This is a genomic window from Salinivibrio sp. KP-1, from assembly GCF_000968645.1.
GTDB classification, from domain to species: Bacteria; Pseudomonadota; Gammaproteobacteria; order Enterobacterales; family Vibrionaceae; genus Salinivibrio; species Salinivibrio siamensis.
This window is the reverse complement of sequence record NZ_LAQR01000001.1, coordinates 901,676-928,657: the sequence shown is the minus strand read 5'-3', so window position 1 is coordinate 928,657 and position 26,982 is coordinate 901,676. Positions and strand designations below refer to the sequence as shown.

26 protein-coding genes and 1 pseudogene are annotated in these 26,982 nt (G+C 51.5%); 10 read left to right on the top strand and 17 right to left on the bottom strand.

Features of this window, described 5'->3' with window-relative positions; all coding sequences use genetic code 11:
* Positions 1–15 precede the first annotated feature (15 nt).
* Positions 16–1,092: a DNA polymerase IV gene (gene dinB / locus WN56_RS04215; protein ID WP_082084416.1), complete on the top strand. Its 1,077-nt coding sequence runs from the start codon at positions 16–18 to the stop codon at positions 1,090–1,092.
* On the opposite strand, the gene WN56_RS04210 is transcribed toward dinB, so the two are convergent.
* Positions 1,089–2,564 (bottom strand): aminoacyl-histidine dipeptidase, encoded by a 1,476-nt coding sequence (locus tag WN56_RS04210; protein WP_197075731.1) that lies wholly within the window; start codon positions 2,562–2,564, stop codon positions 1,089–1,091. The genes dinB and WN56_RS04210 overlap by 4 nt on opposite strands.
* Before the next feature lie 704 nt (positions 2,565–3,268).
* On the opposite strand from WN56_RS04210, the gene WN56_RS04205 reads away from it, so the two are divergent.
* From WN56_RS04205 to WN56_RS04180, 6 genes are all read left to right on the top strand, one after another.
* Positions 3,269–4,561 carry an NCS2 family permease gene (locus tag WN56_RS04205; protein WP_046073747.1) on the top strand — a complete coding sequence of 431 codons (1,293 nt, stop codon included), beginning with the start codon at positions 3,269–3,271 and terminating at the stop codon, positions 4,559–4,561.
* Between the two features lie 56 nt (positions 4,562–4,617).
* A complete protein-coding gene (gene gpt, locus WN56_RS04200) occupies positions 4,618–5,073 on the top strand; it encodes a xanthine phosphoribosyltransferase (protein WP_046073746.1) in 456 nt (151 codons plus the stop codon).
* Positions 5,074–5,238: 165 nt separating this feature from the next.
* Complete coding sequence (frsA, locus tag WN56_RS04195; protein ID WP_046073745.1) at positions 5,239–6,492, top strand: esterase FrsA; 1,254 nt, start codon at positions 5,239–5,241, stop codon at positions 6,490–6,492.
* A 157-nt stretch (positions 6,493–6,649) separates the two neighbouring features.
* Positions 6,650–7,051: a sigma factor-binding protein Crl gene (gene crl, locus WN56_RS04190; protein WP_046073744.1), complete on the top strand. Its 402-nt coding sequence runs from the start codon at positions 6,650–6,652 to the stop codon at positions 7,049–7,051.
* Positions 7,052–7,136: 85 nt separating this feature from the next.
* Positions 7,137–8,291, top strand: a complete 1,155-nt coding sequence (proB, locus tag WN56_RS04185) for a glutamate 5-kinase (RefSeq protein ID WP_046073743.1) — start codon at positions 7,137–7,139, stop codon at positions 8,289–8,291.
* A 21-nt stretch (positions 8,292–8,312) separates the two neighbouring features.
* Positions 8,313–9,566, top strand: a complete 1,254-nt coding sequence (locus tag WN56_RS04180; RefSeq protein WP_046073742.1) for a glutamate-5-semialdehyde dehydrogenase — start codon at positions 8,313–8,315, stop codon at positions 9,564–9,566.
* 72 nt (positions 9,567–9,638) lie between these two features.
* Here the strand turns inward: WN56_RS04180 and lipA are convergent, their stop codons facing one another.
* The 12 genes and pseudogenes from lipA to leuS all read right to left on the bottom strand — a co-directional run.
* Positions 9,639–10,604 (bottom strand): lipoyl synthase, encoded by a 966-nt coding sequence (gene lipA, locus WN56_RS04175; RefSeq protein ID WP_046073741.1) that lies wholly within the window; start codon positions 10,602–10,604, stop codon positions 9,639–9,641.
* A complete protein-coding gene (gene lipB / locus WN56_RS04170; RefSeq protein ID WP_172969991.1) occupies positions 10,601–11,251 on the bottom strand; it encodes a lipoyl(octanoyl) transferase LipB in 651 nt (216 codons plus the stop codon). Before lipB ends, lipA begins: the two co-directional genes overlap by 4 nt.
* Positions 11,252–11,335: 84 nt before the next feature.
* Entirely contained in the window at positions 11,336–11,605 is a 270-nt protein-coding gene (ybeD, locus tag WN56_RS04165; RefSeq protein WP_046073739.1) for a DUF493 family protein YbeD, read from the bottom strand.
* Between the two features lie 129 nt (positions 11,606–11,734).
* The gene (locus WN56_RS04160) at positions 11,735–12,886 is read right to left on the bottom strand and encodes a serine hydrolase (protein WP_369795687.1); all 1,152 of its coding nucleotides are present in this window, start codon (positions 12,884–12,886) and stop codon (positions 11,735–11,737) included.
* 112 nt (positions 12,887–12,998) lie between these two features.
* Positions 12,999–13,820, bottom strand: coding sequence for a septal ring lytic transglycosylase RlpA family protein (locus WN56_RS04155; protein WP_046073738.1), 822 nt, complete (start codon positions 13,818–13,820; stop codon positions 12,999–13,001).
* Between the two features lie 2 nt (positions 13,821–13,822).
* Positions 13,823–14,941, bottom strand: a complete 1,119-nt coding sequence (gene rodA, locus WN56_RS04150; RefSeq protein WP_046073737.1) for a rod shape-determining protein RodA — start codon at positions 14,939–14,941, stop codon at positions 13,823–13,825.
* Positions 14,938–16,818: a penicillin-binding protein 2 gene (mrdA, locus tag WN56_RS04145; RefSeq protein WP_046073736.1), complete on the bottom strand. Its 1,881-nt coding sequence runs from the start codon at positions 16,816–16,818 to the stop codon at positions 14,938–14,940. Before mrdA ends, rodA begins: the two co-directional genes overlap by 4 nt.
* A gap of 6 nt (positions 16,819–16,824) precedes the next feature.
* On the bottom strand, positions 16,825–17,295 hold the full coding sequence (gene rlmH, locus WN56_RS04140) for a 23S rRNA (pseudouridine(1915)-N(3))-methyltransferase RlmH (protein ID WP_046073735.1): 471 nt from the start codon (positions 17,293–17,295) through the stop codon (positions 16,825–16,827).
* Positions 17,296–17,298: 3 nt separating this feature from the next.
* Positions 17,299–17,616 (bottom strand): ribosome silencing factor, encoded by a 318-nt coding sequence (gene rsfS / locus WN56_RS04135; RefSeq protein ID WP_046073734.1) that lies wholly within the window; start codon positions 17,614–17,616, stop codon positions 17,299–17,301.
* A 68-nt stretch (positions 17,617–17,684) separates the two neighbouring features.
* Positions 17,685–18,707 carry a DNA polymerase III subunit delta gene (holA, locus tag WN56_RS04130; RefSeq protein ID WP_046073866.1) on the bottom strand — a complete coding sequence of 341 codons (1,023 nt, stop codon included), beginning with the start codon at positions 18,705–18,707 and terminating at the stop codon, positions 17,685–17,687.
* Positions 18,707–19,330, bottom strand: a complete 624-nt coding sequence (gene lptE / locus WN56_RS04125; RefSeq protein WP_231637399.1) for an LPS assembly lipoprotein LptE — start codon at positions 19,328–19,330, stop codon at positions 18,707–18,709. The genes holA and lptE overlap by 1 nt, the downstream gene beginning before the upstream one ends.
* Positions 19,331–19,362: 32 nt before the next feature.
* A pseudogene (gene leuS / locus WN56_RS04120) lies at positions 19,363–21,921 on the bottom strand (leucine--tRNA ligase); the annotation flags it as partial.
* Between the two features lie 106 nt (positions 21,922–22,027).
* Between leuS and WN56_RS04115 the strand changes: the two are divergent.
* Positions 22,028–22,513: a zinc ribbon-containing protein gene (locus tag WN56_RS04115; RefSeq protein ID WP_046073731.1), complete on the top strand. Its 486-nt coding sequence runs from the start codon at positions 22,028–22,030 to the stop codon at positions 22,511–22,513.
* 66 nt (positions 22,514–22,579) lie between these two features.
* Here WN56_RS04115 and WN56_RS04110 read toward each other — a convergent pair whose 3' ends face one another.
* From WN56_RS04110 to WN56_RS04095, 4 genes are read right to left on the bottom strand one after another with little or no spacing between them, the layout of a single operon-like run.
* Entirely contained in the window at positions 22,580–22,993 is a 414-nt protein-coding gene (locus WN56_RS04110; RefSeq protein ID WP_046073730.1) for a DUF2069 domain-containing protein, read from the bottom strand.
* A 33-nt stretch (positions 22,994–23,026) separates the two neighbouring features.
* Positions 23,027–23,620 carry an NAD(P)H:quinone oxidoreductase gene (gene wrbA, locus WN56_RS04105; protein WP_046073729.1) on the bottom strand — a complete coding sequence of 198 codons (594 nt, stop codon included), beginning with the start codon at positions 23,618–23,620 and terminating at the stop codon, positions 23,027–23,029.
* Positions 23,617–23,973: an arsenate reductase (glutaredoxin) gene (arsC, locus tag WN56_RS04100; protein WP_046073728.1), complete on the bottom strand. Its 357-nt coding sequence runs from the start codon at positions 23,971–23,973 to the stop codon at positions 23,617–23,619. The genes wrbA and arsC overlap by 4 nt, the downstream gene beginning before the upstream one ends.
* 23 nt (positions 23,974–23,996) lie before the next feature.
* Entirely contained in the window at positions 23,997–25,496 is a 1,500-nt protein-coding gene (locus WN56_RS04095; RefSeq protein ID WP_077605821.1) for a M48 family metalloprotease, read from the bottom strand.
* A 125-nt stretch (positions 25,497–25,621) separates the two neighbouring features.
* Here WN56_RS04095 and WN56_RS04090 point away from each other — a divergent pair, with 125 nt between their 5' ends.
* A complete protein-coding gene (locus tag WN56_RS04090; protein WP_046073727.1) occupies positions 25,622–25,840 on the top strand; it encodes a sulfurtransferase TusA family protein in 219 nt (72 codons plus the stop codon).
* A 10-nt stretch (positions 25,841–25,850) separates the two neighbouring features.
* Positions 25,851–26,930, top strand: coding sequence for an AI-2E family transporter (locus WN56_RS04085; protein ID WP_046073726.1), 1,080 nt, complete (start codon positions 25,851–25,853; stop codon positions 26,928–26,930).
* The last annotated feature ends 52 nt before the right edge of the window (positions 26,931–26,982 follow it).

Here is a 26,982-nt window from a genome sequence, read left to right as displayed (position 1 = left end):
TAGCGACGCAGCATAATGACGAGCTCAAAAACCCGCCGAGCGAGCAAGAAAATTATCCATATCGACATGGACTGTTTTTATGCGGCCGTCGAAATGCGGGATAATCCTGCGTTACAAACCATTCCCTTAGCGATTGGTGGGTCTGCGGATGGGCGAGGTGTGATCGCGACCTGTAATTATCCGGCGCGCCGATTTGGGATCCGCTCGGCAATGGCGACCGCCCAAGCTCTTAAACTGTGCCCTGGGTTAACCGTGATGCGCGGCGATATGGGCAAATACCGCCGAGTGTCTCAGCAGCTTCATGCTATCTTTCATCGCTACACCGATCTCATCGAGCCGTTATCTTTGGATGAAGCTTACCTCGATGTCACCGACACTGTTTGTCTACAAAACTCTGCGACGCGGATAGCTCAAGCGATTCGGCGCGATATTTATCAAGAGCTTGGTCTCACCGCATCAGCCGGTGTAGCACCGGTGAAGTTTGTCGCTAAAGTCGCCTCAGACAAAAACAAACCGGATGGCATTTGTGTGGTGGGGCCTGGGCAGGTGGATGACTTTGTCCGTGACCTCCCTTTGCAGTCAATTCCTGGTGTGGGTCGAGTCACATTGACGAAACTACATGAATGGAACCTTTTTACCTGCGCAGATATCCAGGCCTGCGATCAAACCGATTTGATACAGCGGATGGGGAAATTTGGTGCCGTGCTATGGCAGCGGGCGCACGGTATTGACCCACGAGAGGTTGAAGTTGAGCGAGTTCGCAAATCCGTGGGTGTGGAACGGACCCTCTCGGAGGATATTGACCAGCTCGAGGCCTGTTTACCCTGGATAGAGCATCTTTATCAAGCGTTATTGGTTCGCTTAGAAAAAGCCGATGCTAGTGGCCGAATTTGTCGGCAGGGGATAAAAATCAAGTTCAATGATTTTCAAACCACCACGGTGGCGCATCGATGCGAGTCACTTGACCGCGCGTTGTTTGATACCTTGCTGCATGAGGCGTTTTATCGTGGCGAGGGACGACACATACGACTGATTGGGCTATCGGTGGGATTGGGGGACGATAATGCCCCCCAACTTAGCTTACTGGGTTAGGCTGATTTAGTGGGGATCGCCTTTAAAATCGCCTGCATTTGCTGCCAGTAATGGCCCACACTGTCGATATGCACTTTTTCATCGGGTGAATGTGGGAACTTGATGGTCGGGCCGAAGGAGATCATATCCATCGTTGGATACGGCTTCTTAAACAAGCCACATTCAAGGCCAGCATGAATCACCATAATGTCAGGCTTACGCTGATAAATACCTTCATAGGTGTCACGGAAAATATGCATGATTTGTGAGTCAGGATCGGGCTTCCAGCCTGGATATGCGCCTGAAAACTCGACCGTGACATTGGCGAGGCTTGCCAAAGATTGCAGCATCCCCTGCATCATTTCTCTGCCTGAATCGATTAACGAGCGGATCAGAAATAGCACAGTAATGCGATCCTCTTCGGTGTTGATAACCCCTAAATTCAGTGACGTTTCGACCACGCCCGGAACATCATCACTCATTCTGACAACGCCGTTTGGTGCGGCATTCAAGGCCGCCAATAAACGGGATTGCACGGCGCGTGTCAGCGGTGCAATGGGGTTATCACACGGCTCTAGAATGACAGTGACTTGCTGTTCAAGCTGGCCAAGTTCGTCTTTCATCAGCATGGCAAAATCATCGACAGCCGCCGCCAGCGCTTGCTGCTGGCCTTTAGGGATGGCGATATCGGCAAACGCCTCTCGCGGGATGGCATTACGCAAGGTGCCGCCCCGCAATGCGAGTAGGCGTGTATCCGTTTCTCCAAGATGATGACTGAGCAAACGGGCCAGTAATTTATTGGCATTGGCGCGTCCGGTGTGGATGTCGACTCCTGAGTGACCACCTTTTAGCCCTTTGATCCCCACGGTAAAGCGCGCAAGCCCTTCGTCGTTGATTTGTCGCTCAATCGGAAAATGCATGCTGGCATCGACGCCACCGGCACACCCCATATAGACTTCGCCTTCTTGCTCCGAATCCGTGTTGAGCAAAACGTCGCCTTCTAGCCATCCTGCTTCCAAGCCAAATGCGCCATCCATTCCGGCTTCTTCATTGGTGGTAAGTAGCACCTCTAGCGGGCCATGCTCAATGTCATCAGCGTCTAGTACCGCAAGGCATGAAGCCATGCCAATGCCATTGTCCGCGCCTAATGTCGTGCCATCAGCGGTCACCCAGTCACCATCGACATAAGGACGAATAGGATCGCGAGTGAAATCGTGATCGGTATGCTCGTTTTTCTGCGGCACCATATCCAAGTGGGCTTGGAGTACGACCCCTTTACGATTTTCCATTCCGGGCGTTGCCGGTTTACGAATAAATACGTTCCCCGTTTGATCCTGACGGACGTCTAGGCCGCGCCCTTTAGCCCAGTCGATAATAAATTGAGCAAGTTGCGACTCATGATAAGAGGGATGAGGAATAGCACAGATCTGGTCGAAGAATGCCCAAACGGGGCGGGGTGATAATTGGCTGATTTCAGACACGGTAGACTCCATTTTATTTTATCTATGGCCTTTTTCGTAGCAGGCCTCTCTGGAATGGAAAAACAAACCCAAGGATATCACTGTCTCTATGTCGACAACAGTCACGGAGAGAAACCACTTATGCCGGCATTACTAGGCGTTTTTATTGTAATTAAATTACACATATGAACTTTTTGTGACTATGGTCACCATTATACTTGTAAATAAATTACCATTGGGGTATTATCTAGACATTGGCAACCAAGCTTGCCAGTTGTTCATGGAGTGAACCCGAGTATTCGCCTCCAAGGAACCGAGATAAATGTGAACAACATTGGTTTAAACTTGAGAGAGGTTAAAAATGGAAGGCATGGTATCAAGCTACTACTGGAACCAGCAGTCAGTCTATACACAAGGTTTTACGTATCCGGCACCGTTCGGGTATAGCAAGTAAGTTTTACGATTCCCCCGCTCTTACAGAGACATTTCTGATCCAGAAGCAAACGCTTTAATTCTGGCGCCTCACAATGTGTGGCGTTTTTTTTTTGCCTGTTTGCTACCGAATAATGACGATTTTGACAGTTATCTGTTCGAGTCGGCGATATTTACCCTTGTTCCGGTCTTTTTACGCTGGAAATTTCCGCCATCGATCGGTAAGATTTGCGCCAAATTTTACCACGCAAACGTTTTCCTTTTGGTATCTAGCGATACACCACTTTTAGTTTGGGACATAACCGATGTTAGAGCGTTTATTTAAACTCAAGGCCCATGGCACAGATCTTCGCACGGAAGTGATTGCTGGGTTTACCACTTTCTTAACCATGGCGTACATCATATTCGTCAACCCATCGATTTTAGCCGAAACGGGCATGGACAAAGGCGCTGTCTTTGTCGCCACCTGTCTCGCTGCCGCAATTGGTTGTTTGGTGATGGGTATTGTTGCCAACTATCCGGTGGCGCAGGCGCCGGGGATGGGCTTGAATGCTTTCTTCACCTACACGGTGGTATTGCAAATGGGACACTCGTGGCAAGTTGCGCTAGCGGCGGTCTTTATCTCGGGCCTATGTTTTATCTTGCTGAGTGTATTGCGCGTGCGAGAGTGGATTATTAACTCCATTCCTATGTCATTGAGGACGGGGATCTCCGCTGGTATTGGTCTTTTCTTGGCACTGATTGCCTTACAAAATGCGGGGATTGTGGTTGATCATCCAGCCACCATGGTGGCACTGGGCGATGTGACCGCGTTCGCCCCCGCGATGGCGGCACTCGGGTTCTTCCTGACCATTGGCCTTGTGCATCGTGGTTTGAAAGGGGCGGTCATGATTGCGATTTTAGCGGTCACCGTGATTGGTGTGATTGCCGGAGATGTGGCTTATGGGGGCGTGATGTCAGCACCACCGAGCTTAGCACCGACGTTTATGCAGCTAGATTTTTCTGGCGCATTGGAAGTGGGGTTGGTGTCGATTGTGTTCGCATTTTTGTTTGTTGACCTTTTTGATACCGCAGGAACCTTAGTGGGTGTGGCACAGCGCGCGGAACTTCTCGACAAAGATGGTAAACTACCGCGTTTAAATCGTGCTTTACTGGCAGACAGTACCGCGACCTCCGTCGGGGCGCTTTTAGGCACGTCAAACACGACTTCTTACATTGAGAGTGTCTCCGGGGTCGCCGCGGGCGGGCGCACAGGCCTAACGGCGGTCGTTGTCGGCATCTTGTTTTTGCTCGCGCTCTTTTTTGCGCCGCTCGCAGGGATGGTGCCAGCTTATGCGACCGCCGGCGCATTGTTTTATGTGGCGATCTTGATGATGTCTGGCTTAGTCGGTATCAATTGGCGAGATCTCACAGAAGCGGCCCCTGTGGTGGTTGTCTGTTTGCTGATGCCGCTGACGTATTCGATTGCAAGCGGTATCGGGCTTGGCTTTATTGCGTTTTGTGCCGTAAAGACCTTTGCGGGCAAAGGGCGAGAAGTCCCTGTCAGTATTTGGATTTTGGCGGGGTTGTTCTTACTCAAGTTCGTTTTCTTGGTGTAAAACAGCTGCCCACATTGATGTTATAACAAGGCGAGAGTCGCCACGAGGTTTTCACCATGAGCAATAAGTTTATTATCACTTGGGACAATATGCAGATGTACACCCGTCAGTTGGCGGAGAAATTGCTGCCCGCAGAACAATGGAAGGGGATTATTGCCGTGAGCCGCGGAGGTCTCGTGCCCGCTGCCATACTGGCTCGTGAATTGGGTATTCGTCATGTCGATACTGTGTGTATTTCAAGCTATGACCATGACCATCAACGCGATATGCGAGTGGTGAAGCGAGCCCCAGGTGATGGTGAAGGCTTTATCGTGGTGGATGATCTGGTCGATACCGGGGGTACCGCAGAAATGGTCCGCCAGTTATACCCGAAAGCGCGCTTCGTCACCGTCAGTGCTAAGCCTGCAGGGAAACCTTTGGTTGATGACTATGTGGTCGATATTGCCCAAGACACCTGGATTGAGCAGCCTTGGGATATGGCGGTCAGTTATATTGATCCCATCGCCAAGTAAGTCATTCATACTCCCACCCCAAAAAACGTCGCGTTGTTACGCGGCGTTTTTGGTTTCTGGGGTGACGCTTTTGGCTGGTATGGCTGATTAGTGCGGAAAATCATGGCCTTGATATGTGTATGGTTTAAACTAACAGCACGTTACATAAAAAGCCTAGGAGCGGGTGTGTCGGACAACGAATCACAAAACCTATCGGTCAAACTGTTTGCTAAACACAAGCATGCCACCGAGACATCGACCCTGTTCGGTGCCGTTCAGCAAACCCAACAGTCAGATTACTCGGCATTTGATGGTGACAGTGAGTCGAGTTGGTATCGAATGCGCCGTCGTGGTCAGTGGACGTGGCAAGGGGTTGAGCCATTGGAAATGGAGGCCATCTTTGCCCGTATCGCTCACTCAGACAACTCGCGTTCGGTAGAAACATTGCTCGATACCGTTGAAGGCTACCGCTCGGGAAACTGGAATTATGAATGGACAGCGGTTGGCATGCAGCATCAAAAAGCCGCCCAAGCCTTGATGGATGAGGGAAAAGCCAAACAAGCGGGGGAGCAATGGCTACAAGCTTGCACATATTTTGGTATTGCCGCTTACCCACACTTGAAAGAGGACAGCTTGGCGCTACAGTCGGAAACCTTGGCATTTAAGGCGTTCGAAAGTGCGATTGCGCAACTGCCGTTCACAGTGAAAACGGTGGAGACGCGGCTAGATGGGAAATCACTGAAAGGGTATCTCTATTTACCTCGCACCGATGCCACGCTACCGGTGGTTATCTTAAGCGGCAGTTTAGATAGCTTACAAACTGACTTGTGGCGCTTGTTTGTTGACTATTTTGCCCCCGCCGACATTGCGGTGTTGACCCTAGATATGCCTTCCGTGGGGCATAGCTGCCATTGGCATCTCAATGAAGATACCAGCCGTTTGCACACCGCGATGTTGGATAAGTTGGTCGATGTCCCTTGGGTGGATCATCACCGTGTGGGCACCATGGGCATTCGCTTTGGTGCCAATCCGGCAGTGAGAATGGCGTTTCTCGAGCCGCATCGCGTGAAAGCCAGTGCGTCACTCGGTGGTATTGTTCATGCGTTACTGACAGACGCCTCTTTAATGAAAAAAATGCCGCCTATGTACTTGGATACCCTCGGATCACGCTTGGGGCGTCGTATTCCTATCGACACATTAAAAACGCGCTTACAGGCTTGGTCGCTAAAAAACCAAGGGTTGCTTACTGGCCGACGCACTGAGGTGCCGATCTTAGCGCTTAGCCTAAAAGATGATCCCGTTTGTCCGGAGTCAGACAATCAAATGATCGCCAGGTACAGTCGCGGTGGCAAAGCCATGACGTTACCCAATACCCCACTGCACGATGGTTATCACCGTGCCTTGACCGAAACCGTTAAGTGGTTCGAGGATGTGCTCTAATCGGGATACCGCGGCACGGATAGCATAGGCGCTACCCTTGAGAGGGATAAAAATGAAGATGTGATCCACCGCTGAAAGCGGGATATTGTCGTTCACCTGATGGCTAAGCCCATGATATACCATGAACAAGGACGTCACAGTGCCATTGGAGGACACGATGAGCGATAAATTACCGCTTTCACATGGACGATTAAAAACACGCTTTACTGCATTGGGCCCGTACTTTCGAGAAGGAAAGTCAGACACCGAGCGCTACTTTTTCGATAGCCTTTCTGTCTGTGTGGATGCTAAAAAAGATCCTGACGCACGTGAGTTCTGGGGCTGGTGGTTTGAAATGACCCCGGAGGGGGAAGGTTTTACCTATCGTTATGGGTTTGGTTTATATGATAAAAAAGGGGATTGGGTCGCCAAGTCGATTCCGCGTGAAGCGCAAGCGGCCGTAGATAAAACCTTGACTAACTTTTATGCCAAATTGAGTGCGTTGCTGGACGATGAGCTAGGCCTGTCTCTTTCACCAAGCCAAGCACTGACTGAGCCGGAACTGGCCTGCTCTGAATAACCCGCCATTTGCCTGATCCCACCCCTTGTTAAATAGGTGAGGGATTGATAAAAGAGAGACATACGCTTTTGTGGATCAGGCAACCATGACAATTCAAGATGTATTTCAAGACGGTGACCTCGCGGCCAGCGTCTCTCCCCAAACGCTTGTGGTAAAACTCGGCACCAGTGTGTTGACGGGCGGTTCTGCGCGCTTAGATCAGGCACACATGGTTGAGCTGGTGCGTCAATGTGCCCGTTTACGGCAGCAAGGTCATCAGGTGATCATCGTATCATCAGCCGCGATTGCCGCGGGCAGAGAGCACCTCGGCTATCCAGTACTCGCTGACACGGTTGCCAACAAGCAAATGCTGGCTGCGGTGGGTCAGTGCCGTTTAATACAAACCTGGGAGCATTTATTTGGTTTGTACGGCTTTCAAGTCGGACAGATGCTGCTTACCCGGGCCGATCTAGAGCACCGTGAACGCTTTCTCAACGCGCGTGATATGCTTCAGGCCTTACTGGACAATGGCATTGTGCCGATTGTGAATGAGAACGATGCGGTTGCAACGTCTGAAATCAAGGTGGGCGATAATGATAACTTATCTGCCTTGGTGGCCATCCTCGCCGATGCAGACAAACTCCTCCTTTTAACTGACCAACCCGGCTTGTTCACGGCCGATCCGCGTTCAAACCCGGATGCCGAGCTGATTCGTGAAGTCCATACCATTGATGAAACCTTACGCAAATTAGCAGGTGGCAGCGCAGGGGGCTTGGGCACAGGTGGTATGGCGACCAAGCTTCAAGCGGCTGATATTGGCCGTCGAGCGGGAGTAGAGGTGACCATCGCCGCGGGGAGTAAGCCTGAAGTGATTCAAAAAGTCACCGCTGGGGATAACGCAGGCACGCGCTTTTTGCCCTTAGAAAGCCCCTTAGAAAGCCGTAAACGCTGGATCCTTGCCGGACCGCCACCCGCGGGGGATATTGTCGTCGATGCGGGCGCCATTACCGCCGTGACGCAAAAAGGTAGCAGCCTGTTAAGTAAGGGGATTGTTGCGGTGAAAGGGGCGTTTGCGCGTGGCGAAGTGGTGCGTATTCTCTCGGTTGAAGGGAAATGCGTCGCGCGCGGTATTTGTCGCTATACCGCCAGTGATTTGCGCCGTATCGCTGGCGCTCATAGCCAGCAAATCGCAGATATTCTTGGTTATGAATACGGTCCTGTCGCGATGCACCGTGATGACCTAGTCGTAGTAGACAATTAAAAGAGCAAAGACGGGGACACAATGAGTTTACAAAACATGGGCAAAGAAGCCAAAGACGCTGCGCACCAACTGGCCGTCACATCGACGAGCAACAAGAACCGAGCACTCGCCATTATTGCTGACGAGCTGGATGCACAGCAAAGTGCAATATTAGCCGCCAACCAAAGCGATCTCGCCGCCGCTCGTGAGGCAGACATGGATCCTGCGATGTTGGACCGTTTAACCCTGACCCCAGACCGTTTAACCAATATGGCGAGCGATGTGAGGCAAGTGATTGCGCTGGCCGATCCAGTGGGCCAAATGCTTGATCATAAGCTGCTTGAAAATGGAATGTCATTATCAAAGCGCCGTGAACCACTAGGAGTGATTGGGGTCATTTATGAGGCGCGCCCGAATGTCACCATTGATATCGCGGCATTGTGCTTAAAAACGGGCAATGCAGCGATTCTGCGGGGAGGGAAAGAAACCTTCGCGACTAACCAGGTTTTAGTGAAGGTGATACAAACTGGATTGGAGAAAGCGGGGCTGCCGCATGCCTCGGTGCAATATATTGAAAAACCTGATCGTGCGCTGGTCTCTGAGTTACTGACTCTTGATGATTATGTCGACATGATCATTCCACGCGGTGGTGCCGGACTGCACAAAATGTGCAAACAAAACAGTACCATCCCTGTGATTATCGGGGGGTTTGGCATTAGCCACTTGTATGTCGATCACAGTGCCGATCTTGATAGAGCACCCGATGTGATCCTCAATGCCAAGACAGACCGCCCATCCGCCTGCAACGCGCTAGACACCTTGCTGGTTCACAAAGACGTGGCAGCACAATTATTCGCTCGCTTGCTGACGGCGTTTAATCAGCATGGGCTGCACATCGTCGCCGGATCAAGTGCGTTACCGTATCTGGATGGCGTGGCGCAACTGCGTGAGGCGCAATCAGGAGACTTTGATACGGAATGGCTCGGGCCAACCCTTGGAGTGGTGGTGGTTGATAGTGTGGATGAGGCACTCGCGCATATGCGCGCGCACAATGCCAGCCATTCCGATGCCATTTTGACCAACGACTTGCAGGCGGCAGAAACCTTTATTAATGGTGCCGGCTCGGCGGCAGTGTACGTCAACGCCTCAACGCGCTTCACCGATGGTGCGCAGTTTGGGCTTGGGGCAGAAGTGGCGGTTTCGACGCAAAAGCTGCATGCACGTGGCCCGATGGGGCTTGAGGAGCTGACTACCTATAAATGGGTGGGGCGTGCGGACTATTTATCACGTCACTGAGTACCCAAGGTAACCGATAATAAAAAACCGCTAGTCTGGCTAGCGGTTTTTTTGTCTCAACAGCTTGGGCGTTTATTTAATTTCCACGCCTTTTGCCTGTAGATCGGCATGGTAGGAAGAGCGAACAAAGGGGCCGCATGCGGCATGCGTAAAGCCTAAATCAAGAGCAATGTCTTTCAGCTCGTCAAACTCTTCAGGCGGGACGTAACGCTCTACTGGCAAGTGGTGGCGGCTTGGTGCCAAGTACTGGCCAAGCGTGAGCATGGTGACGCCGTGAGCACGCAAGTCCTTGAGAACCTCGATGATCTCTTCTTTGGTTTCACCCAAGCCCATCATCAAGCCCGATTTGGTCGGCACCTCTGGGTGCATCTCTTTGAACTTTTTCAGCAGATCCAGCGACCATTGATAGTTGGCACCAGGACGCGCTTTTCGGTACAACCGTGGCGCTGTTTCTAAATTATGGTTGAAAACATCGGGTGGGTTGTTTTGCAAGATATCGAGTGCGCGATCCATACGGCCACGGAAGTCAGGAACCAGTGTTTCAATTTGGATCTCTGGATTGAGCGCGCGGATTTCTCGGGTACAGTCAACAAAGTGTTGGGCGCCCCCGTCACGTAAATCATCACGATCAACCGATGTAATGACCACATAGCGCAGTTTCATGTCTTTGATGGTTTGCGCCAGATGCTTTGGCTCTTCGCTATCAGGGGCGACGGGGCGACCGTGGGCAACATCACAGAAAGGGCAACGGCGGGTACAAATCGCCCCGAGAATCATAAAGGTTGCCGTGCCGTGACTAAAGCACTCCGCCAAGTTAGGACACGATGCCTCTTCACACACGGAGTGAAGATTGTTTTTACGCATCGCGTCTTTAATTTCTTTAATACGCGCAGTCTCAGCTGGGAGTTTGATCTTCATCCAATCAGGCTTGCGCAGCACTTCTTTTTGCTCGGTCGGCATATTTTTGACCGGGATAAGCGCCATTTTGTCGGCGTCGCGGTACTTAACACCGCGTTCCATCTGAATCGGTTTGCTCATAAATCGCTGCTTTCCGTTGTAAACTCAACCTCAGAGTACGTCAGCTGTTGAGTTAAAGTGTCTACCAGCACAGGTTGAACGTCCTCGAGCGTGACTTTGCCAACCTGATCGCTCAGTTGCGTCATGGCCATACCAGCGTAACCACATGGGTTAATACGCTGAAACGGTGATAAGTCCATATTGATGTTGAGTGCCAGTCCATGGAATGAGCACCCGCGACGGATACGGAGCCCAAGAGAACATATTTTTGCGTCGTTAACGTAAACACCGGGCGCATCTGGGCGGGCGTAAGCGTCAACGTGGAAGTGTGCTAGTGTGTTCACCACAAGATCTTCAATATGGCTCACGAGCGCTCGCACACCGACTTTTTTACGTTTGAGGTTAATCAGGAAATAGGCGACGAGTTGCCCTGGCCCATGATACGTCACCTGTCCGCCGCGATCTGATTGTACGACAGGGATGTCGCCTGGGACCAACACATGTTCCGTTTTTCCCGCTTGTCCTTGGGTAAAAACCGGATCATGCTCAACCAGCCAAACTTCATCACGCGTATTGTCGTCACGCCGATCGGTGAAGTGGCGCATCTGTTCCCAGACGCGGAGATACGGTTGACGGCCAAGGTGCCTTACAACGAGTTGGTGCTGCAAACCCATTTCCCATGTTGTTGTCAGTGGCGATATTATAGAGGCTGGCAGCGCGATTTAAAGCCGCCAGTCGTGTGGGTATTCGAATTAGAGCACCATGCGGACGATGTCAATTTCACCCAGCTCTTTATAGAGGATTTCCACTTGCTCAATGGAGGTCGCCTTAATGGTGATCGACACCGAGTGATAGGTACCCTTGGCACTGGGCTTGACGGCTGGGCTATAGTCGCCTGGCGCGTGGCGTTGGATCACGGTCAATACATGATCGGGTAGCTCAGGTTTTGCCTGGCCCACCACCTTGTAGGTGAATTGGCAAGGAAACTCCAACAGATCTTTTAATTTCGGTTGCTCTTGCATGTTAACTCCCAACTGCAGGCTGATAGAGGCACGCGTTTGTGCGATTGATCACGATTAACGCGAAATACTAATCTGCCAAGCGCGAGAAAACAAGCCGCCCACCAAGTTGGTGGGCGGCACAGAGAGGGATTAACCGACGAGGTTTTTAAACATCATCACGATGTAATCTATTAAGCGACTAAAAAGCCCGCCTTTTTCAACATCGTTTAGGGCGACAAGCGGGTATTCCGCCACATCTTCATCATCCACTTGATAGAAGAGTTTACCGACGACATCACCTTTACTGATCGGGGCTTCCAATGTGTTGTCGAGGACAAAACTGGCTTTCAGATCTTGCGCCTTGCCACGGGGAAGCGTGACAAAGGTATCTTCAGTGACGCCGAGCGCGACTTCGTCTGTATCACCCATCCAGACCTTCTCAGTCACAAAGGTTTCGTTGGCTTTATGGGGGGCCACGGTCTCGAAGAAGCGGAAACCATAGTTGAGTAGTTTTTTGCTCTCTGCTTTGCGGGCGTTGGCGCTCTTGGTGCCCATCACCACCGAGATAAGACGCATGTCGCCTTCAGTGGCTGAGGTGACCAAGTTGTAGCCTGCACCGTCGGTGTGGCCAGTTTTGATACCGTCAACGTTCAAGCTTTTATCCCATAGCAAGCCGTTGCGGTTGTATTGCGTGATACCGTTGTAAGTGAAGGCTTTTTCTTTATAAATACGATATTCCGCAGGCACATCGCGAATCAGGGCTTGGCCGAGCAGCGCCATATCGTACGGTGTGGTGTAAAGATCTTTGGAGTCCAAACCGTGAACATTGGAAAAATGGGAACTGTCCATACCTAGGGTTTCGCCCCAGCGGTTCATCAAGTCGACAAAGGCGTCTTCTGACCCCGCAACATGTTCAGCCATCGCTACACAGGCGTCGTTGCCTGACTGGATGATAATGCCACGATTGAGGTCGGCCGCTTTCACCGTGGTACCCACTTCGATGAACATCTTCGAAGAGCCGGGAAAGTTTTTGGCCCACGCATTCTCACTAATGACGACGTCATCATCCATTGAGATATTGCCACGCTCAACTTCCTGACCAATTACGTAACTGGTCATCATTTTCGTCAAACTGGCAGGATTAAGGCGTTGATAGGCGTTGTTTTCAGCCAGTACCTCGCCAGAATGATAATCCATCAATACGTAGCCTTTGGCGGCAATTTGCGGCGCATCAGGGACAACAGCAGGTGCGGCTTGAGCGGTAGCAGAGGCGAATAAGGCTGCAGAAAGCAGTGTACGCATGCGGAAAACGGTTTTATTCATCATTGTTAGTACTTATGTCGGTTATCGATGTCGATACTGTGCCCTCACTATACCAAATTGCGGATAGAGGGACAGGCTCGATTTCTTTAACTTATTGATTGTTTGTTTTAGCACTTGTGACAGATGTGTCGCCATTAACAAGTGCTTCGGTGACGATAAATGCCCCCGGCAACTGATGCTGCTTTGCCGTGCGCATCGCTTGTTGCGCTTGGTCTCGATCATAAAAAGGACCAAAGCGAACACGATACACGGTATCACGGCGGGCGATATGTGTAGGTAGACCATGGGTCTTCGCCAATTGTTCCGCTTTTTGATTGGCTTTTAGGCCATCAGAGAGGGCAGCCAATTGCACATAATAGGCATGATGGCGAGCGGAATGCCACTCGTCATCCGCTGGTTTACTCGGTGAGAGTAGACGCAGTGACACGGGGGCTGTCCCCGTCTTTAATACATCCAGCTTCTTGGCCGCGGCATAACTCAGGTCTATCAAGCGCTTATTGTGAAAAGGCCCGCGGTCATTGACGCGCACAATGGCCTTTTTACCATTATTTTGGTTGGTGACTTCCACGTAACTGGGCAGGGGAAGGGTTTTGTGCGCGGCTGACATGGAGTACATATCATACACCTCGCCATTGGAGGTACGATGGCCATGAAACTTCTCCCCATACCAGGAGGCAATGCCCGCCTCTTGGTAGCCTTTTGGATCGCGTAAGATTTGGTAGCGCTGACCATTTAACGTGTAATCTTTGTTACCCGCGAGGCTGTAAGGCTCATACCGGGGTTGGGCGTTTTCTGCGTGAATAACTTGTGGCACCGTTTCGGGTGCTTTATCACTTTGCATGTCGTAGCGACCTTGCTGGCTGCTGCATGCACTTAATAAGACGATAGCGCTAGAAACGATAATAGCTCGCATGTTTATGCCCTGGATAACATTTTACGATGAGTGTGGATAGACATCAGAATGCCAAAACCGGCCATCAGTGTGACCATTGAGGTGCCGCCATAGCTGATGAGTGGTAAGGGTACCCCAACCACAGGAAGAATGCCGCTGACCATGCCAATATTGACAAAAACATAAACAAAAAAGCTTAACACGATACTGCCAGCCATCATTCGGCCAAATGCCGTTTGGGCGCGGCTGGCGAGCATTAGCCCTCGGCCGATCAAAAAGAGGTACAGGGCTAACAAGACACAGACACCGATCAACCCCCATTCTTCAGCGATAACGGCGAAAATAAAGTCTGTGTGTCGCTCAGGGAGAAACTCCAATTGAGACTGTGTCCCCTGTAGCCAGCCTTTGCCGCTTAAGCCACCAGAGCCAATGGCAATTTTAGATTGAATGATGTGATAGCCTGCGCCCAAGGGATCGGACTCTGGGTTAAACAGGGTCAGCACGCGGGTACGCTGGTAATCATGCATTAGGAAAAACCAGAGTACAGGGACAAAACTGGCCAGCGCAATCACCGCTGCTGTGATAATTTTCCAGCTTATTCCGGCCAAAAACAGCACGAACACCCCAGAGGCGGCAATCAGTATTGAGGTACCCAAATCTGGCTGCTTAGCAATCATAATGGTGGGCACAAACAATAACACTAGGGCGATGAGCAAGTGAGTAAATTTGGGGGGGAGCGGATCTTTGCCAATAAAGCGGGCAAGCATGAGCGGTACCGCAAGTTTAATGATCTCTGAGGGTTGGAAGGTGACCACTCCGAGATCAAGCCAGCGCTGCGCGCCCTTTGCGGTTTCGCCAACCAATAGAACCGCTGCCAGTAACACCACCCCCACGGCATACAAATAGGGCGCCCAAAACTCATAGTGGCGCGGCGGCACTTGGGCGAGGGCAAACATGACCGCGAGTGCCAATAGCATGCGGATCGCCTGGCGCTCCATCATCACCATGCTTTGGCCACTGGCGCTATACATCACCACTAGGCCGAAGCCCATCAGTAACAAAATGCCCACGAGCATGGGTAAGTCGAGATGCAAGCGATCGAACAAAGAGCGTTTCGCGCTGACTTGGGCAAGTGAACTCATTGTTTGGCCTCTTTGGTCTCTTTGTCTTCTAACAAGATATGGTCGAAGATCCGGCGGGCAATGGGGCCCCCGTTGCTCGAGCCCCCCCCTGCGTTTTCCAGTACCATAGAGACCGCGACTTCCGGGTTTTCAAAGGGGGCAAAGCCGATGAAAAGTGCGTGGTCTCGCAGGTGTTCAGCAATTTCGTCTGCGTTATATTCTTCATCTTCACCCAGCCCGAAAACCTGTGCGGTGCCTGACTTACCGCCCGATAAATACTCCGCCGAGCGGAATGAACGACGCGCGGTCCCTTTGCGACCGTGGTTAACCAGTTGCATACCTTTGAGGCCGACATCCCAATATTTATCGTCGACCCCTTTAATCGGTGGAAACGGCTCGGCGTCGGGTTTGTGGGTGCCGTGTTCATCACGTGTTTTGTTTAACAGTTTGGGGGCTTTGACTTCGCCACGGTTGAGCAGCACGGTCAAGGCTTTGACGATTTGCATCGGGGTGGCAGTCCAATAACCTTGCCCAATTCCGACGGGAATCGTGTCACCTTTATACCAGGGTTGACGGTAGCGACTCATTTTCCATTCACGGTTAGGCATATTAGCGCTGCTTTCTTCTTGAATGTCGATGCCTGTGTATTGGCCAAAGCCAAATTTTTCCATCCACATAGAGAGTTTATCGATCCCCATGTCATAAGCGATTTGATAGAAGAAGGTATCGACTGACTCCTCGATCGACTGCACGATATTTACCCGTCCGTGCCCCCAAGGGAGCCAGTCACGGAAAGGGCGCGTATCCGAGTTAGGGATCCGCCAATAACCAGGGTCGTTACGCGTGGTCTTGGTGGTGATAACGCCTTCTTCTAGCGCGGCGACAGCAATGAAAGGCTTCACGGTGGAAGCTGGCGGGTAAATGCCTAGGGTGGCGCGATTCACCAAGGGACGATCTTTATCATTGAGCAACTGCCGATATTGGGTACCGGAAATACCATGCACAAATAAGTTAGGATCGTAGCTGGGCGTTGACACCATCGCCAGGACGCCCGAGGTGTCAGGGTCGACCACCACCACCGCGCCTCGTCGGTCACCGAGGATGCCGCGCACGTAAAGTTGCAGGTCAATGTCGAGATTAAGAATCAGATCCTTACCCGGTTGCGGGGGCACATATTTAAGCGTACGTATTACACGGCCACGGCTGTTCACCTCAACTTCTTGGTAGCCCGCTTTACCATGCAGTGTTGATTCGTAGTATTTCTCTATCCCCAGCTTGCCAATATCACGGGTTGCTTTGTAGTTATTGAGCACCCCTTTTTGCCTGAGTTTGGCAATATCGCGATCATTGATTTTGGCGACATACCCGAGCACATGGGTCAGTGCATCGCCGTAAGGGTAATGGCGCTTTAAGTAGGCTTTGATTTCCACCCCAGAAAATTGATGCTGGTGCGCGGAAAAAATCGCGACTTCTTTATCGGTGAGCTGTGTTTTCAATGCCACGGCATTAAAACGTCGCGAGCGGCGACGCTCTTTTTGAAAGCGCGTAATGTCTTTGTCGGTCAATGAGAGTAAGTCTTTTAGCTGGGCGAGGGTTGCCGGCATATCATCGACTTGCTCAGGCGTCACTTCTAAGTGATAAACGGGGCGGTTTTCCGCCAGCAATTTCCCATTGCGGTCATAAATGAGGCCACGGTTAGGCGCCACTGGGACGACTTTAATGCGGTTATCGTTCGAGCGGGTTTGGTAGTCTTGGTGTTCGGTCACCTGAATATGATAAAGGTTGGTTAGCAGCACCCCAACCAACGCCATGATACCGACAAAGCAGACGATAGCGCGTCGCACAAACAAGGCCGCCTCGGCGCTGTGGTCTCGGATTTCAACTCGTTGGCGCTTCATCTTTGCTTATTCTCGATGATACGGGTGATTGGTGGTCAAGCTCCACGCTCGATATAGGCTCTCGGCCATAATGACGCGTACCAGCGGATGGGGGAGGGTCAGTGGCGATAGCGACCAGCTTTGCTCCGCGGCCGCTTTACACTGTGGTGCTAGCCCCTCTGGCCCACCGATCAAAATGGCGACATCGCGGCCATCAAGTTTCCACTTTTCCAACTGGTTAGCCAATTGCGGTGTGTCCCAAGGCTTGCCGGGAATATCGAGTGTCACAATGCGGCTACTACGGTTGACGGCCGCCAACATCGCTTCCCCTTCTTTTTGCAAGATACGGGTGATATCGGCATTTTTGCCCCGCTTGCCAGCAGGTACCTCTACCAGCTCGAGTGGCATGTCTTTTGGAAAGCGGCGTTGATATTCTTCAAAGCCTTGCTCCACCCATTTGGGCATTTTATTACCCACCGCAATCAATTGGATTTTCATGGTTTAGTTCCAGAGTTTTTCCAATTGGTAGAGTTGGCGTTGCTCCTCTTGCATGACATGCACCATAACGTCACCTAAATCGACCACAACCCATTCGCTGTCATCTTGTCCTTCCGTGCCGAGAGAGTCGATATCGACCGCTTGGGCCTGTTCACACACATGCTCGGCAATGGAGGCAACATGACGGCGAGAGTTGCCGGTGCACAGCACTAAAAAGTCGGTAATACATGATTTGTCGCGTACATCCAGAGTCACAATATCGCTGGCTTTTAACTCATCGACCTTATCGGTCACAAACTGTTTTAACTCGTTAGCTTGCAAAGAAAACCTCTATGTGTTGCTGATGGTCTTATTAGGCCAGTATACCATTTGCTAACCCGTTGGACACGCTAGGGCGTGAGTGGTTCGGACGCTTGGCACATGAGTGCACAAAAATAATGCAGATCTGGCCAAGGGTCGCTACCAAAGTCCGTTTTTAGCCTGATCTCTAACTGTGCTAAGCGGCGTAGCAGTGCGGTTAATCGGGCTTTGTTGAGCCGATTGAGAGCGGCGGTGAGCATGGGACGACGTGTTTGCCATACACGAAGTTGGTCAAAGATGGCATTCAGCGGCCTGCCTTTTTGCCCCTGCTCGTGAATGGTATACAACTGTTTGAGCTCCTTTTGGATCAGTCGTAAAAGGAGAGTGGGCTCTTCACCTTCAGCATGCAGTTGCTCAAGTATCCGTTGCGCGCGTTGTGCCTTTCCTGCTAGCAGCGCATCGGTGAGCTGAAAGGGTGTAAAGTGATGGTGGCGTGACAGGGCACTCTCTATGCGTGGCAGGGTTAAGGCGCCATCCGGATAGAGCAGTTGTAGAATGTGCAGGCTTTGTACCAATGCCAATAGGTTTCCTTCATGCCATTGTGCTAACAACTGTAGCGCTGGTTGGTCTGGCTTTAGCCCTAACTGGCGACACCGTTGCTCAATAAAACGCGGGAGTTGACGGGCATCCGGGGTATTACACACCACGTATAAGCCGTGTTGGGCGAGCGCTGAAAACCATTTAGCGCTTTCTTGCTTCTTGTTGAGTCTTTCCCCTTGCACCAATAGGAGGATATCAGGATGCAGATAAGCGGCCAGCTCGGTAAGCTGCTTGGCTTGCGTGCTGGTGAGGCCATTATCAGGGCAGGAAAGTTCAATAATTTGCCGAGAAGCAAACAAGCTAAGCGCTTGACAGCAGTCGATAACCTCTTGCCAATCTAGTTGCCCATCGATGACAAATTTATGATGCTCTTCAAAACCTTGGGTGCGTGCCGCGCTTGTAATGGCGTCACGCGCTTCGAGTTTGAGTAATGGGTCGGAGCCAAAGACCAAGTAAGTTTGGCGCAGCGGTTGATTGAGCTGCTGCGCCAATTGGTCGGGATAGGTTCTCATCATTGCGCGGTATTCGTCTCGGTTTGTCGCGTTTCGATGATCACGTTGGGCTCTGTTGGCGTTTCACCTTGCTCGAGCTTCTCCATGGCCGCTTGTTCGGCCTGTTGGCGTTCAAACTCGGCGATATCGCCTTTTAATTGGGAAAGTTGACGCATAATTTGCCGAGTGGCTTCTGTACGCATCTCAGCGACTAACTTATCTTCTTCCACCGATTTTGCCAGCGCTGTCAGCGGGTTATCTAGGAAATTACGGCTTAAGGTGGTGTTGTAGGTATAACTGCCTTTATCAGGCACGGTGACGCGATAGCGCGCGACATAGCGAAACTCTTTCTCCGCCACGCGGCTGTTTTGATAAAGCGATAGCGTCTGTTCGCTATTGCTTTCACCGAGCAAGTGGATATTGGCCACGTCCTTGGAAGGGGAGACAAGATCGACCTTGTGTTGACGTAAGGCATTTCGCATTTGCCGGGTGAGCTCACCATAAGGGTCAAAGCTCGTTAACGACACCTTATCAACCTCATCGGGCAGGTTGTAGCTGCCACGCAAGGCAAACCCGCAAGACGCGATGGTCAAACAGACCATCGCGACAAGCAGGGAGCGAAGCATTGTCTTAAACAGATTCACTCCATCGCTCCTTGTTAGTTGGCAACAATGTTAACCAGCTTGCCAGGTACATAAATCACCTTGCGCACGGTTTTGCCTTCGGTAAATTTCACCACGTTTTCATCTGCCATCGCTTGGGCTTCCACTGCGTCTTTCTCCGCATCTGCGGCGACGGTGATCTTGGCGCGTAGCTTACCGTTGACTTGGACGATAATCAGCTTTTCGTCCTCAACCATGGCTTCTTTATCTGCCTCTGGCCACGCTGCGTCATCAATGTGGGTCTCACCCAATGCATTCCACAGGCTAAAGCAGATATGTGGGGTAATGGGGTAAAGCATTAGCACCACCGCTTTGAGGGCTTCGTCGAGCACCGCGCGGTCTTGTTCGCTTTGTTGTGGGGCTTTCACCAATCGGTTCATTAGCTCCATAATCGCCGCGATGGCGGTGTTAAAGGTTTGACGGCGCCCCATGTCATCACTGACTTTCGCAATGGCTTTGTGCACCTCGCGGCGCAGCGCTTTTTGCTCATTGGTGAGCGCGCTAGCATCCAGTGCCACGACAGGTCCTTGTTGGCTGTGCTCGTAAACCAGTTTCCAGACGCGACGCAAGAAGCGGTGTGACCCTTCAACCCCTGATTCTTGCCACTCCAGCGTCATATCCGCAGGCGCGGCGAACATCATGAACAGGCGCACCGTATCAGCCCCGTACTTCTCGACCATGAGCTGCGGATCAATGCCGTTGTTTTTAGACTTCGACATCTTGGTCATGCCCGCATGGGTCACCGCATTGCCTTGGCTGTCTACCGCATTAACAATTTGCCCTTTGCTGTCACGCTCAACGGTGACATCGGTTGGCGAGACCCACACGCGCACGCCTTTGTCATCGGTATAGTAGAAGGCATCAGCCAGTACCATGCCTTGACAGAGCAGTTGCTTGAAGGGTTCATCGCTATCGACCATGTTTTCGTCACGCAGCAACTTGTGGAAGAAGCGTGAGTAAAGCAGGTGCATACAGGCGTGCTCAATCCCACCAATATACTGATCGACAGGCAGCCAATAGTTGGCAGCGCTTGGGTCGAGCATCTGATCGGCCTGCGGCGAGCAATAGCGTGCATAGTACCAAGACGATTCCATAAAGGTATCGAAGGTGTCGGTTTCACGCAGCGCTGGCTTGCCTTGATACTGGGTTTGTGCCCATTGTTTGTCAGCTTTAATCGGGCTTTGCACCCCGTCCATTACTACATCTTCTGGCAGGATAACCGGCAGCTCATCCGTCGGAACAGGGACCACGTCACCGTCTTCGGTGTTCAGCATTGGGATAGGTGCGCCCCAATAACGCTGACGAGAAACGCCCCAGTCACGCAAGCGGAAGTTGACCGTTTTTTGCCCTTTACCCAAAGACTCAAGCTTAGCGGCAATCGCATCAAACGCGGCATCAAAGTCTAAGCCATCGAATTCACCAGAGTTAAATAGCTTGCCTTTTTCGGTATGTGCTTGCTCAGACAAATCAGGTGCGTTGCCATTTTCATCCAGGATCACAGGCTCAATATCGAGGCCGTATTTGCTGGCAAATTCAAAATCGCGTTGGTCGTGTGCAGGCACGGCCATGACTGCGCCCGTCCCATAATCCATCAACACGAAGTTGGCGACAAAGATAGGTACGCGGCGGCCGTTTAATGGGTGCGTGGCGTACAAGCCCGTCGCCATGCCTTTTTTCTCCATGGTGGCCAGCTCAGCTTCCGCTACCTTGGTGTTACGGCACTCTTGCACAAACTCCGCCAAGGCTGGGTTATTCTTGGCCGCGGCATCGGCCAGTGGGTGACCGGCGGCAATACCGACATAAGTCACCCCCATCAGGGTATCAGGGCGGGTGGTGTAGACGCCCAGCGCAGGGTGATCGCCCTCAACATCGAAGGTCAGCTCAACGCCTTCTGAACGGCCAATCCAGTTGCGCTGCATGGTTTTTACCATCTCTGGCCAACCATCCAGTTTGTCGATGTCTTGCAGCAGCTCTTCTGCATAATCGGTGATTTTGATAAACCACTGTGGAATTTCTTTTTGCTCAACCGGGGTATCGCAGCGCCAGCAGCAGCCTTCATGCACCTGCTCGTTCGCCAACACGGTTTGATCGTGTGGACACCAATTCACTGACGAGGTTTTTTTGTATACCAAGCCTTTTTTATAAAGCGTGGTAAAGAATTCTTGCTCCCAGCGGTAGTAATCAGGGCTACAGGTTGCGATTTCGCGATCCCAGTCGTAACCAAAGCCCAGCATTTTCAGCTGGCCTTTCATGTAATCAATGTTTTCATATGTCCAAGGTGCAGGGGCGGTTTTGTTTTTGATAGCGGCCCCTTCGGCCGGCAAACCAAATGCGTCCCAACCAATAGGTTGCATCACATTTTTGCCTTGCAGGCGCTGATAACGCGAGATCACATCACCGATGGTATAATTACGGACATGCCCCATGTGAAGTCGGCCACTGGGGTAAGGGAACATAGAAAGACAGTAGAATTTTTCTTTGTTAGGGTCTTCATGAGCCACAAAGGTTTTATTGTCGTCCCAATGGGCTTGAACTTTTTGTTCAATATCTTGCGGGCTATATTGTTCTTGCATCGATGGCTTCCGAGATTCTGTGAGAAAGGTAAAACCTGAAAGAGAAATATCGTCATAGAATAACGAAAGGCAGAGACCGCAACAACACTTGAATCAGGACAGAACCATGAATAAAGAGAAAGAACCGCAACAAAGTATCATTGAGCGGGTAAAAGAGGCACTGGAAAACAGTCCAGAGGCTTTGTCTCGCTGGGTCGAGTTGTCTGATCAATATCTCAAAGCAGCTGCGGATCTTACCAAAGATGAGTGGGCGCTGATTGAGGCTTACTTCAAGCGCGATGTGAAAGCGTTTGGTGAGCAGTACGACAAATCTCAAGGCGAAGACATGGACAGTCAGGTGTTTAACGATCTGATTGCCAACTCTATTTGGGAACAGCTGGCAGAAATCACCGATCGCACTCAGCTAGAGTGGCGTGAAGTGTTTGACGACCTTCAGCACCATGGCGTGTATGAAGCGGGTGAAATTGTTGGGCTGGGCGTATTGCAATGTGAGCAGTGCCACCACCAGTCACGCCACAGCCGGGTGGATGTGATTGCGCCTTGTAGCAAGTGTGGCCACCGGTATTTCTCTCGCCGCCCGTACCCGGTGTAAGCCAAGCACGGTGCTTGGCTTAGCCGAGGCGGTTAAGATACCAAGGGCGAGGATAACGGTCAGTTATCAGTCAGACGAGGCGTTATCTTTGCCCTCAAAGCGTTGGCGCTCTTCGCGTTCCACTTGAGACAGGCGTGGCAGTTTTAGCCCTTGTGATTTTCCCATCCAACGCGCGAAGACGATATTGCTGGCGAACGCACAGGCGACCAAGACAAGCTCGATAGCGGCCAACCAGCGTTCCCCCTCATCGACATAAATAAGGGTCAATGCGTGCAAAAAGTAAAACATCAAAATAAAGTTCGCCCACGCATGAGTAAAGGCCTTTCCTTTCAAGATCCCCGGTAGCGGAAGGAGCAGCGGGATGGTCCAGCCGATCGTTACCGCCCAAGCATTGAGGTGTGGGTGGGGCGATAAAGACGCATGCCAGATTATTACCCAACCAATCAGGCCGAGGTTACTCAATAGCGAGAGCCTACGCATTAATGCAAGCCGAGAGTCAGTCACAGTACTATCCTATTGTCCCAAGTGGTGGTGAAAGGTTTGTGCAAAACGTGCAAGACGTTGACCTAAGGTTTTGGCGATTTGTTTCTCGTCTGCGATTAAAGGCAGGTTCGGCTCTGCCACACTCGACGCACCATAAGGCGAGCCGCCACCTTGCGTGGTATGTAGCGCCCGTTCGCTATGTGGCACACCGAGCAACACCATACCATGATGAAGCAGTGGCACTGTCATGGTGAGCAGGGTGGTTTCTTGTCCGCCATGCAGCATTGATCCGGCGCCAAACACGGCTGCAGGTTTATCAATCAGGGCGCCTGATAGCCACTCCCCACTGGTACTGTCGATAAATTGCTTCAAAGGCGCGGCCATGTTGCCAAAACGCACCGGACTGCCGAGGGCTAGGCCATGACAGTCCAGCAAATCTTGCCGAGTGACAAACGGGTCTTTCGCGGTTGTGTCTGGCACTTGGCCATCAGGGTAAGCGGGTAGCTCGGGCACCGTGCGCAATATCGCTTCAGCGCCTTGCGCCTCGATACCACGGGCGATTTGCTGGGCGAGTTTGCGTGTATTCCCCGAGCGGCTGTAGTAGAGCACTAATACTTTCGTCATTTTATTAGCGCGAGGACGTTTTCAGGTGGACGACCAATGACCGCTTTTTCGCCCTTGACGGCGATTGGACGTTCGATCAATTTGGGATTGTTAACCATGGCGTCGAGTAATTGCGCTTCGTCCACGGAGGCATCGCCCAAGTTTGCCGCTTTATAGTCTGCTTCTTTGGTTCGCATCATCTCCCGAAACGAGCTGAGTCCGAGTTGCTGTTTTAACATCGTCAACGCCTCAGCAGACAAAGGGGTGTCGAGATACTTGATGATGGTCGGCGTGACACCGTTGGACTCCAACAACTTGAGGGTTTCACGACTTTTTGAACAACGGGGGTTGTGGTAGAGGGTTATAGCGGTCACAACAATGATCCTTTTTGAGTGAATTAACGGTCGCTAAGCGCTTTAAAGCGGGCTTGTTGGCGACGAAGTTGATCAAGACGCGCATCATACCGTGCCTGCGCCAAGCTACCTAGTTCTGCGATCTGGGCGGCTTGGGTATAATTGCGAATGGCTTTGTCCCATTGTCCGCGTAAGGCATAACGCTCACCTTGGGCGGCCAGCTCACCGTCTCGATGCGTCCCGGTACTTTCGTACGCTTGTTGTAACAAAAACCAACCGTTGCTGTCATCTGGATGCTGGTGTGTATATCGCTCCAGCATGGAGATCGCCTCGCCTCCTCGCTTGGCTTTGACGAGGGTATAGGCACGATTGAGCAATAATACGCGGTTATTAGGTTGATGGTTCAATGCGTTTTCAAGGCGCGTCAATGCCTTGTCGTACTGTTTCTCACCGATGTTTAAATCGGTCATCGCATCAAGGAAAAATCGATTATTTGGTTGCGCCTTGATAAGTGGGGTTAATTTTTCTCGCGCATCGTCAAAACGACGTGCATCAATATCAAGCAACGCCATCCCGTAGTTGAGGCTTTGCTTTTCGGCCGGCGAGGCCTCTTTATGACGCCGTTCAAACCAATCCATCGCCGAGCGGCTGGCGATGCCGCTATATCGCGCGACGATACGGGCGCGCGCGAGTTGATAATCGGGCGAGACAGGTACCCGTTTTTGTGGGTATTGGCGGGCACGAGCGCGAGAGTCAGTGATCCGTGAAGCCGGTAAAGGGTGGGTGCTGAAGTACTCGGGCATTTGGCTGGCGTAACGGTACTCATCCGCCAATCGTGAGAAAAATCGCGGCATGGCTTGCACGTCAAAATCAGCACGTGCGAGGGTTTCAATGCCGATCCGATCGGCTTCTTCTTCATTGCGACGGGTGAAGTTTATTTGGTTTTGCATACTGCCCGCTGTCGCGGCGTGTGCCGCTGCAATCCCGGCTTCGGGAGAGGCAATCGCGAGCATCAACGATCCCACTAAGGCGGCGACGGTCAGCGGCGAGGTTTGCGCTTGCTCCTCCATGCTTCTTGCAAGATGACGCTGGGTGACATGGGCGATTTCGTGGGCCATCACCGATGCCAATTCGCTTTCCGTTTTTGCATGGAGGAACAGCCCAGAGTGCATGGCCACGTAGCCACCGAAAAAGGCAAAGGCGTTGATTGCCTGATTATCAATTAAAATAAAACGAAAGGGTGTGCGAACATCGTTGGCATTCGCCACCAGTCGATGGCCCAAGCCATTAATATACTCGTTGAGTAGAGGATCGCTGATGATGGGCTTGCTGGCTCTTAGCATCCGCATGTAGGCATCACCAAACTCTTTCTCTTTGGCAACTGATAAGGTACTGACGGCGGCGGTACCGATATCAGGTAAGTCACTTTGATATGACTCAACACGTGCCGACACAGGTGCGCTCGCTAAAACCCCCGCTAGTGCATAACAGAGCAGGCGGCGAGCGTTGTTGCCTTTGTGAGAGCCAAGTGCGCGAGATGACATAAGTATGATGACCTTTAAATGCAGGGTGTACTTAGGTACAGACCGATAAAACCCGTTAGGGTTTCGTTGGCGTTCTATCTAATGTCCATTACAATACTGACGATAATACCGACCGGTGAGCCAGAATGGAATCTCAAACACTTGATTTGCGAGAACATGTTTGTCCAATGGCGCTATTGCTGGCAAAGCGCGCCGCCGCGTTATTGCAGTCAGGTGAGCAATTGGTGATTTTACTCGGTGATCAAGGGGCGAAAGACGATATCCCCAAGTATTTTAAACGCGAAGGCTTCAGTATGAGGTGGTTAGACACGCCAGCTTCGCGGCTACTCATCACAAAGAAATAGCGGGCTTTTTATGTTTGATATGTTACATCGCTGGTATCGGCGACGTTTTTCTGACCCACATGCCGTGAGCCTGGTGGCGATCCTTCTTTTTGGTTTTATAACCATCTACTTTTTTGGCAATTTGCTCGCCCCATTATTGGTCGCGATCGTGATGGCCTATCTACTTGATTGGCCGGTAAATCGTCTCTGCCGGCTGGGTTTGCCCCGCATTTTGTCAGTGCTGGTGGTACTGACTGTGTTTGTCAGCTTAACCTTGATGGCGTTATTCGGGTTGGTGCCGACCATATGGAACCAGGGGGTCAGCTTGGTGGCCGATGTGCCAAATATGTTTAATAACATGCAAGCACTGATGCTGAGTTTGCCAGAACGCTACCCAGAGCTGATCAACCCCCATATGGTCAATACCTTTGTCGATACCTTGCAAAATAAAGTACTCAACCTTGGCGAAACATTGGTAAAAGGTTCATTGGCGTCTTTGGTGAACTTAGTCGCGGTGGCGGTATATCTGATTTTAGTGCCCCTGCTGGTGTTCTTTTTGCTCAAGGACAAAGCACAAATGTTGGCGATGTTCAAAGGCTTGTTACCACGCAACCGTCGTCTTGCCTCTCGAGTCGGCCATGAGATGAATCAGCAGATCTCCAACTACATCCGCGGCAAAGTGACTGAAATCATTATCGTCGGGGTGACCAGTTATTTGACCTTTAGCCTGTTAGACCTTCGCTATGCGGTCCTACTCAGTGTGGCGACGGGCTTCTCTGTCTTGGTGCCTTATATTGGTGCGGCGATTGTCACCGTCCCGATAGCCATTGTTGCCTTGTTCCAGTGGGGGCTTGAGCCTGGTTTTTGGTATGTAATGATCGCCTATGGCGTTATCCAAGCGTTGGATGGCAATGTGCTCGTCCCCGTGCTTTTTTCAGAAGCGGTGAATTTACATCCAGTCGCCATCATAATAGCCGTACTGGTTTTCGGTGGACTCTGGGGCTTTTGGGGGGTATTTTTTGCTATTCCATTGGCGACCTTAGTGAAAGCGGTGTGGCAAGCGCTGCCAGTGATTGAGCTGGATGACGATCCCAAGACAGATATTGAGTGATCCATCTTGTTTTCACGCCCCTAATAAAAGGGGCTGAGCGGCAGGTAAACAT

Coding starts and splice junctions, on each gene's coding strand:
- dinB (WP_082084416.1), top strand. CDS start 16: ATGACGAGCTCAAAAACCCGCCGAGCGAGCAAGAAAATTATCCATATC.
- WN56_RS04210 (WP_197075731.1), bottom strand. CDS start 2,564: ATGGAGTCTACCGTGTCTGAAATCAGCCAATTATCACCCCGCCCCGTT.
- WN56_RS04205 (WP_046073747.1), top strand. CDS start 3,269: ATGTTAGAGCGTTTATTTAAACTCAAGGCCCATGGCACAGATCTTCGC.
- gpt (WP_046073746.1), top strand. CDS start 4,618: ATGAGCAATAAGTTTATTATCACTTGGGACAATATGCAGATGTACACC.
- crl (WP_046073744.1), top strand. CDS start 6,650: ATGAGCGATAAATTACCGCTTTCACATGGACGATTAAAAACACGCTTT.
- proB (WP_046073743.1), top strand. CDS start 7,137: ATGACAATTCAAGATGTATTTCAAGACGGTGACCTCGCGGCCAGCGTC.
- WN56_RS04180 (WP_046073742.1), top strand. CDS start 8,313: ATGAGTTTACAAAACATGGGCAAAGAAGCCAAAGACGCTGCGCACCAA.
- lipA (WP_046073741.1), bottom strand. CDS start 10,604: ATGAGCAAACCGATTCAGATGGAACGCGGTGTTAAGTACCGCGACGCC.
- ybeD (WP_046073739.1), bottom strand. CDS start 11,605: ATGCAAGAGCAACCGAAATTAAAAGATCTGTTGGAGTTTCCTTGCCAA.
- WN56_RS04160 (WP_369795687.1), bottom strand. CDS start 12,886: ATGCGTACACTGCTTTCTGCAGCCTTATTCGCCTCTGCTACCGCTCAA.
- WN56_RS04155 (WP_046073738.1), bottom strand. CDS start 13,820: ATGCGAGCTATTATCGTTTCTAGCGCTATCGTCTTATTAAGTGCATGC.
- rodA (WP_046073737.1), bottom strand. CDS start 14,941: ATGAGTTCACTTGCCCAAGTCAGCGCGAAACGCTCTTTGTTCGATCGC.
- mrdA (WP_046073736.1), bottom strand. CDS start 16,818: ATGAAGCGCCAACGAGTTGAAATCCGAGACCACAGCGCCGAGGCGGCC.
- rlmH (WP_046073735.1), bottom strand. CDS start 17,295: ATGAAAATCCAATTGATTGCGGTGGGTAATAAAATGCCCAAATGGGTG.
- holA (WP_046073866.1), bottom strand. CDS start 18,707: ATGAGAACCTATCCCGACCAATTGGCGCAGCAGCTCAATCAACCGCTG.
- WN56_RS04115 (WP_046073731.1), top strand. CDS start 22,028: ATGAATAAAGAGAAAGAACCGCAACAAAGTATCATTGAGCGGGTAAAA.
- WN56_RS04110 (WP_046073730.1), bottom strand. CDS start 22,993: ATGCGTAGGCTCTCGCTATTGAGTAACCTCGGCCTGATTGGTTGGGTA.
- wrbA (WP_046073729.1), bottom strand. CDS start 23,620: ATGACGAAAGTATTAGTGCTCTACTACAGCCGCTCGGGGAATACACGC.
- WN56_RS04095 (WP_077605821.1), bottom strand. CDS start 25,496: ATGTCATCTCGCGCACTTGGCTCTCACAAAGGCAACAACGCTCGCCGC.
- WN56_RS04090 (WP_046073727.1), top strand. CDS start 25,622: ATGGAATCTCAAACACTTGATTTGCGAGAACATGTTTGTCCAATGGCG.
- WN56_RS04085 (WP_046073726.1), top strand. CDS start 25,851: ATGTTTGATATGTTACATCGCTGGTATCGGCGACGTTTTTCTGACCCA.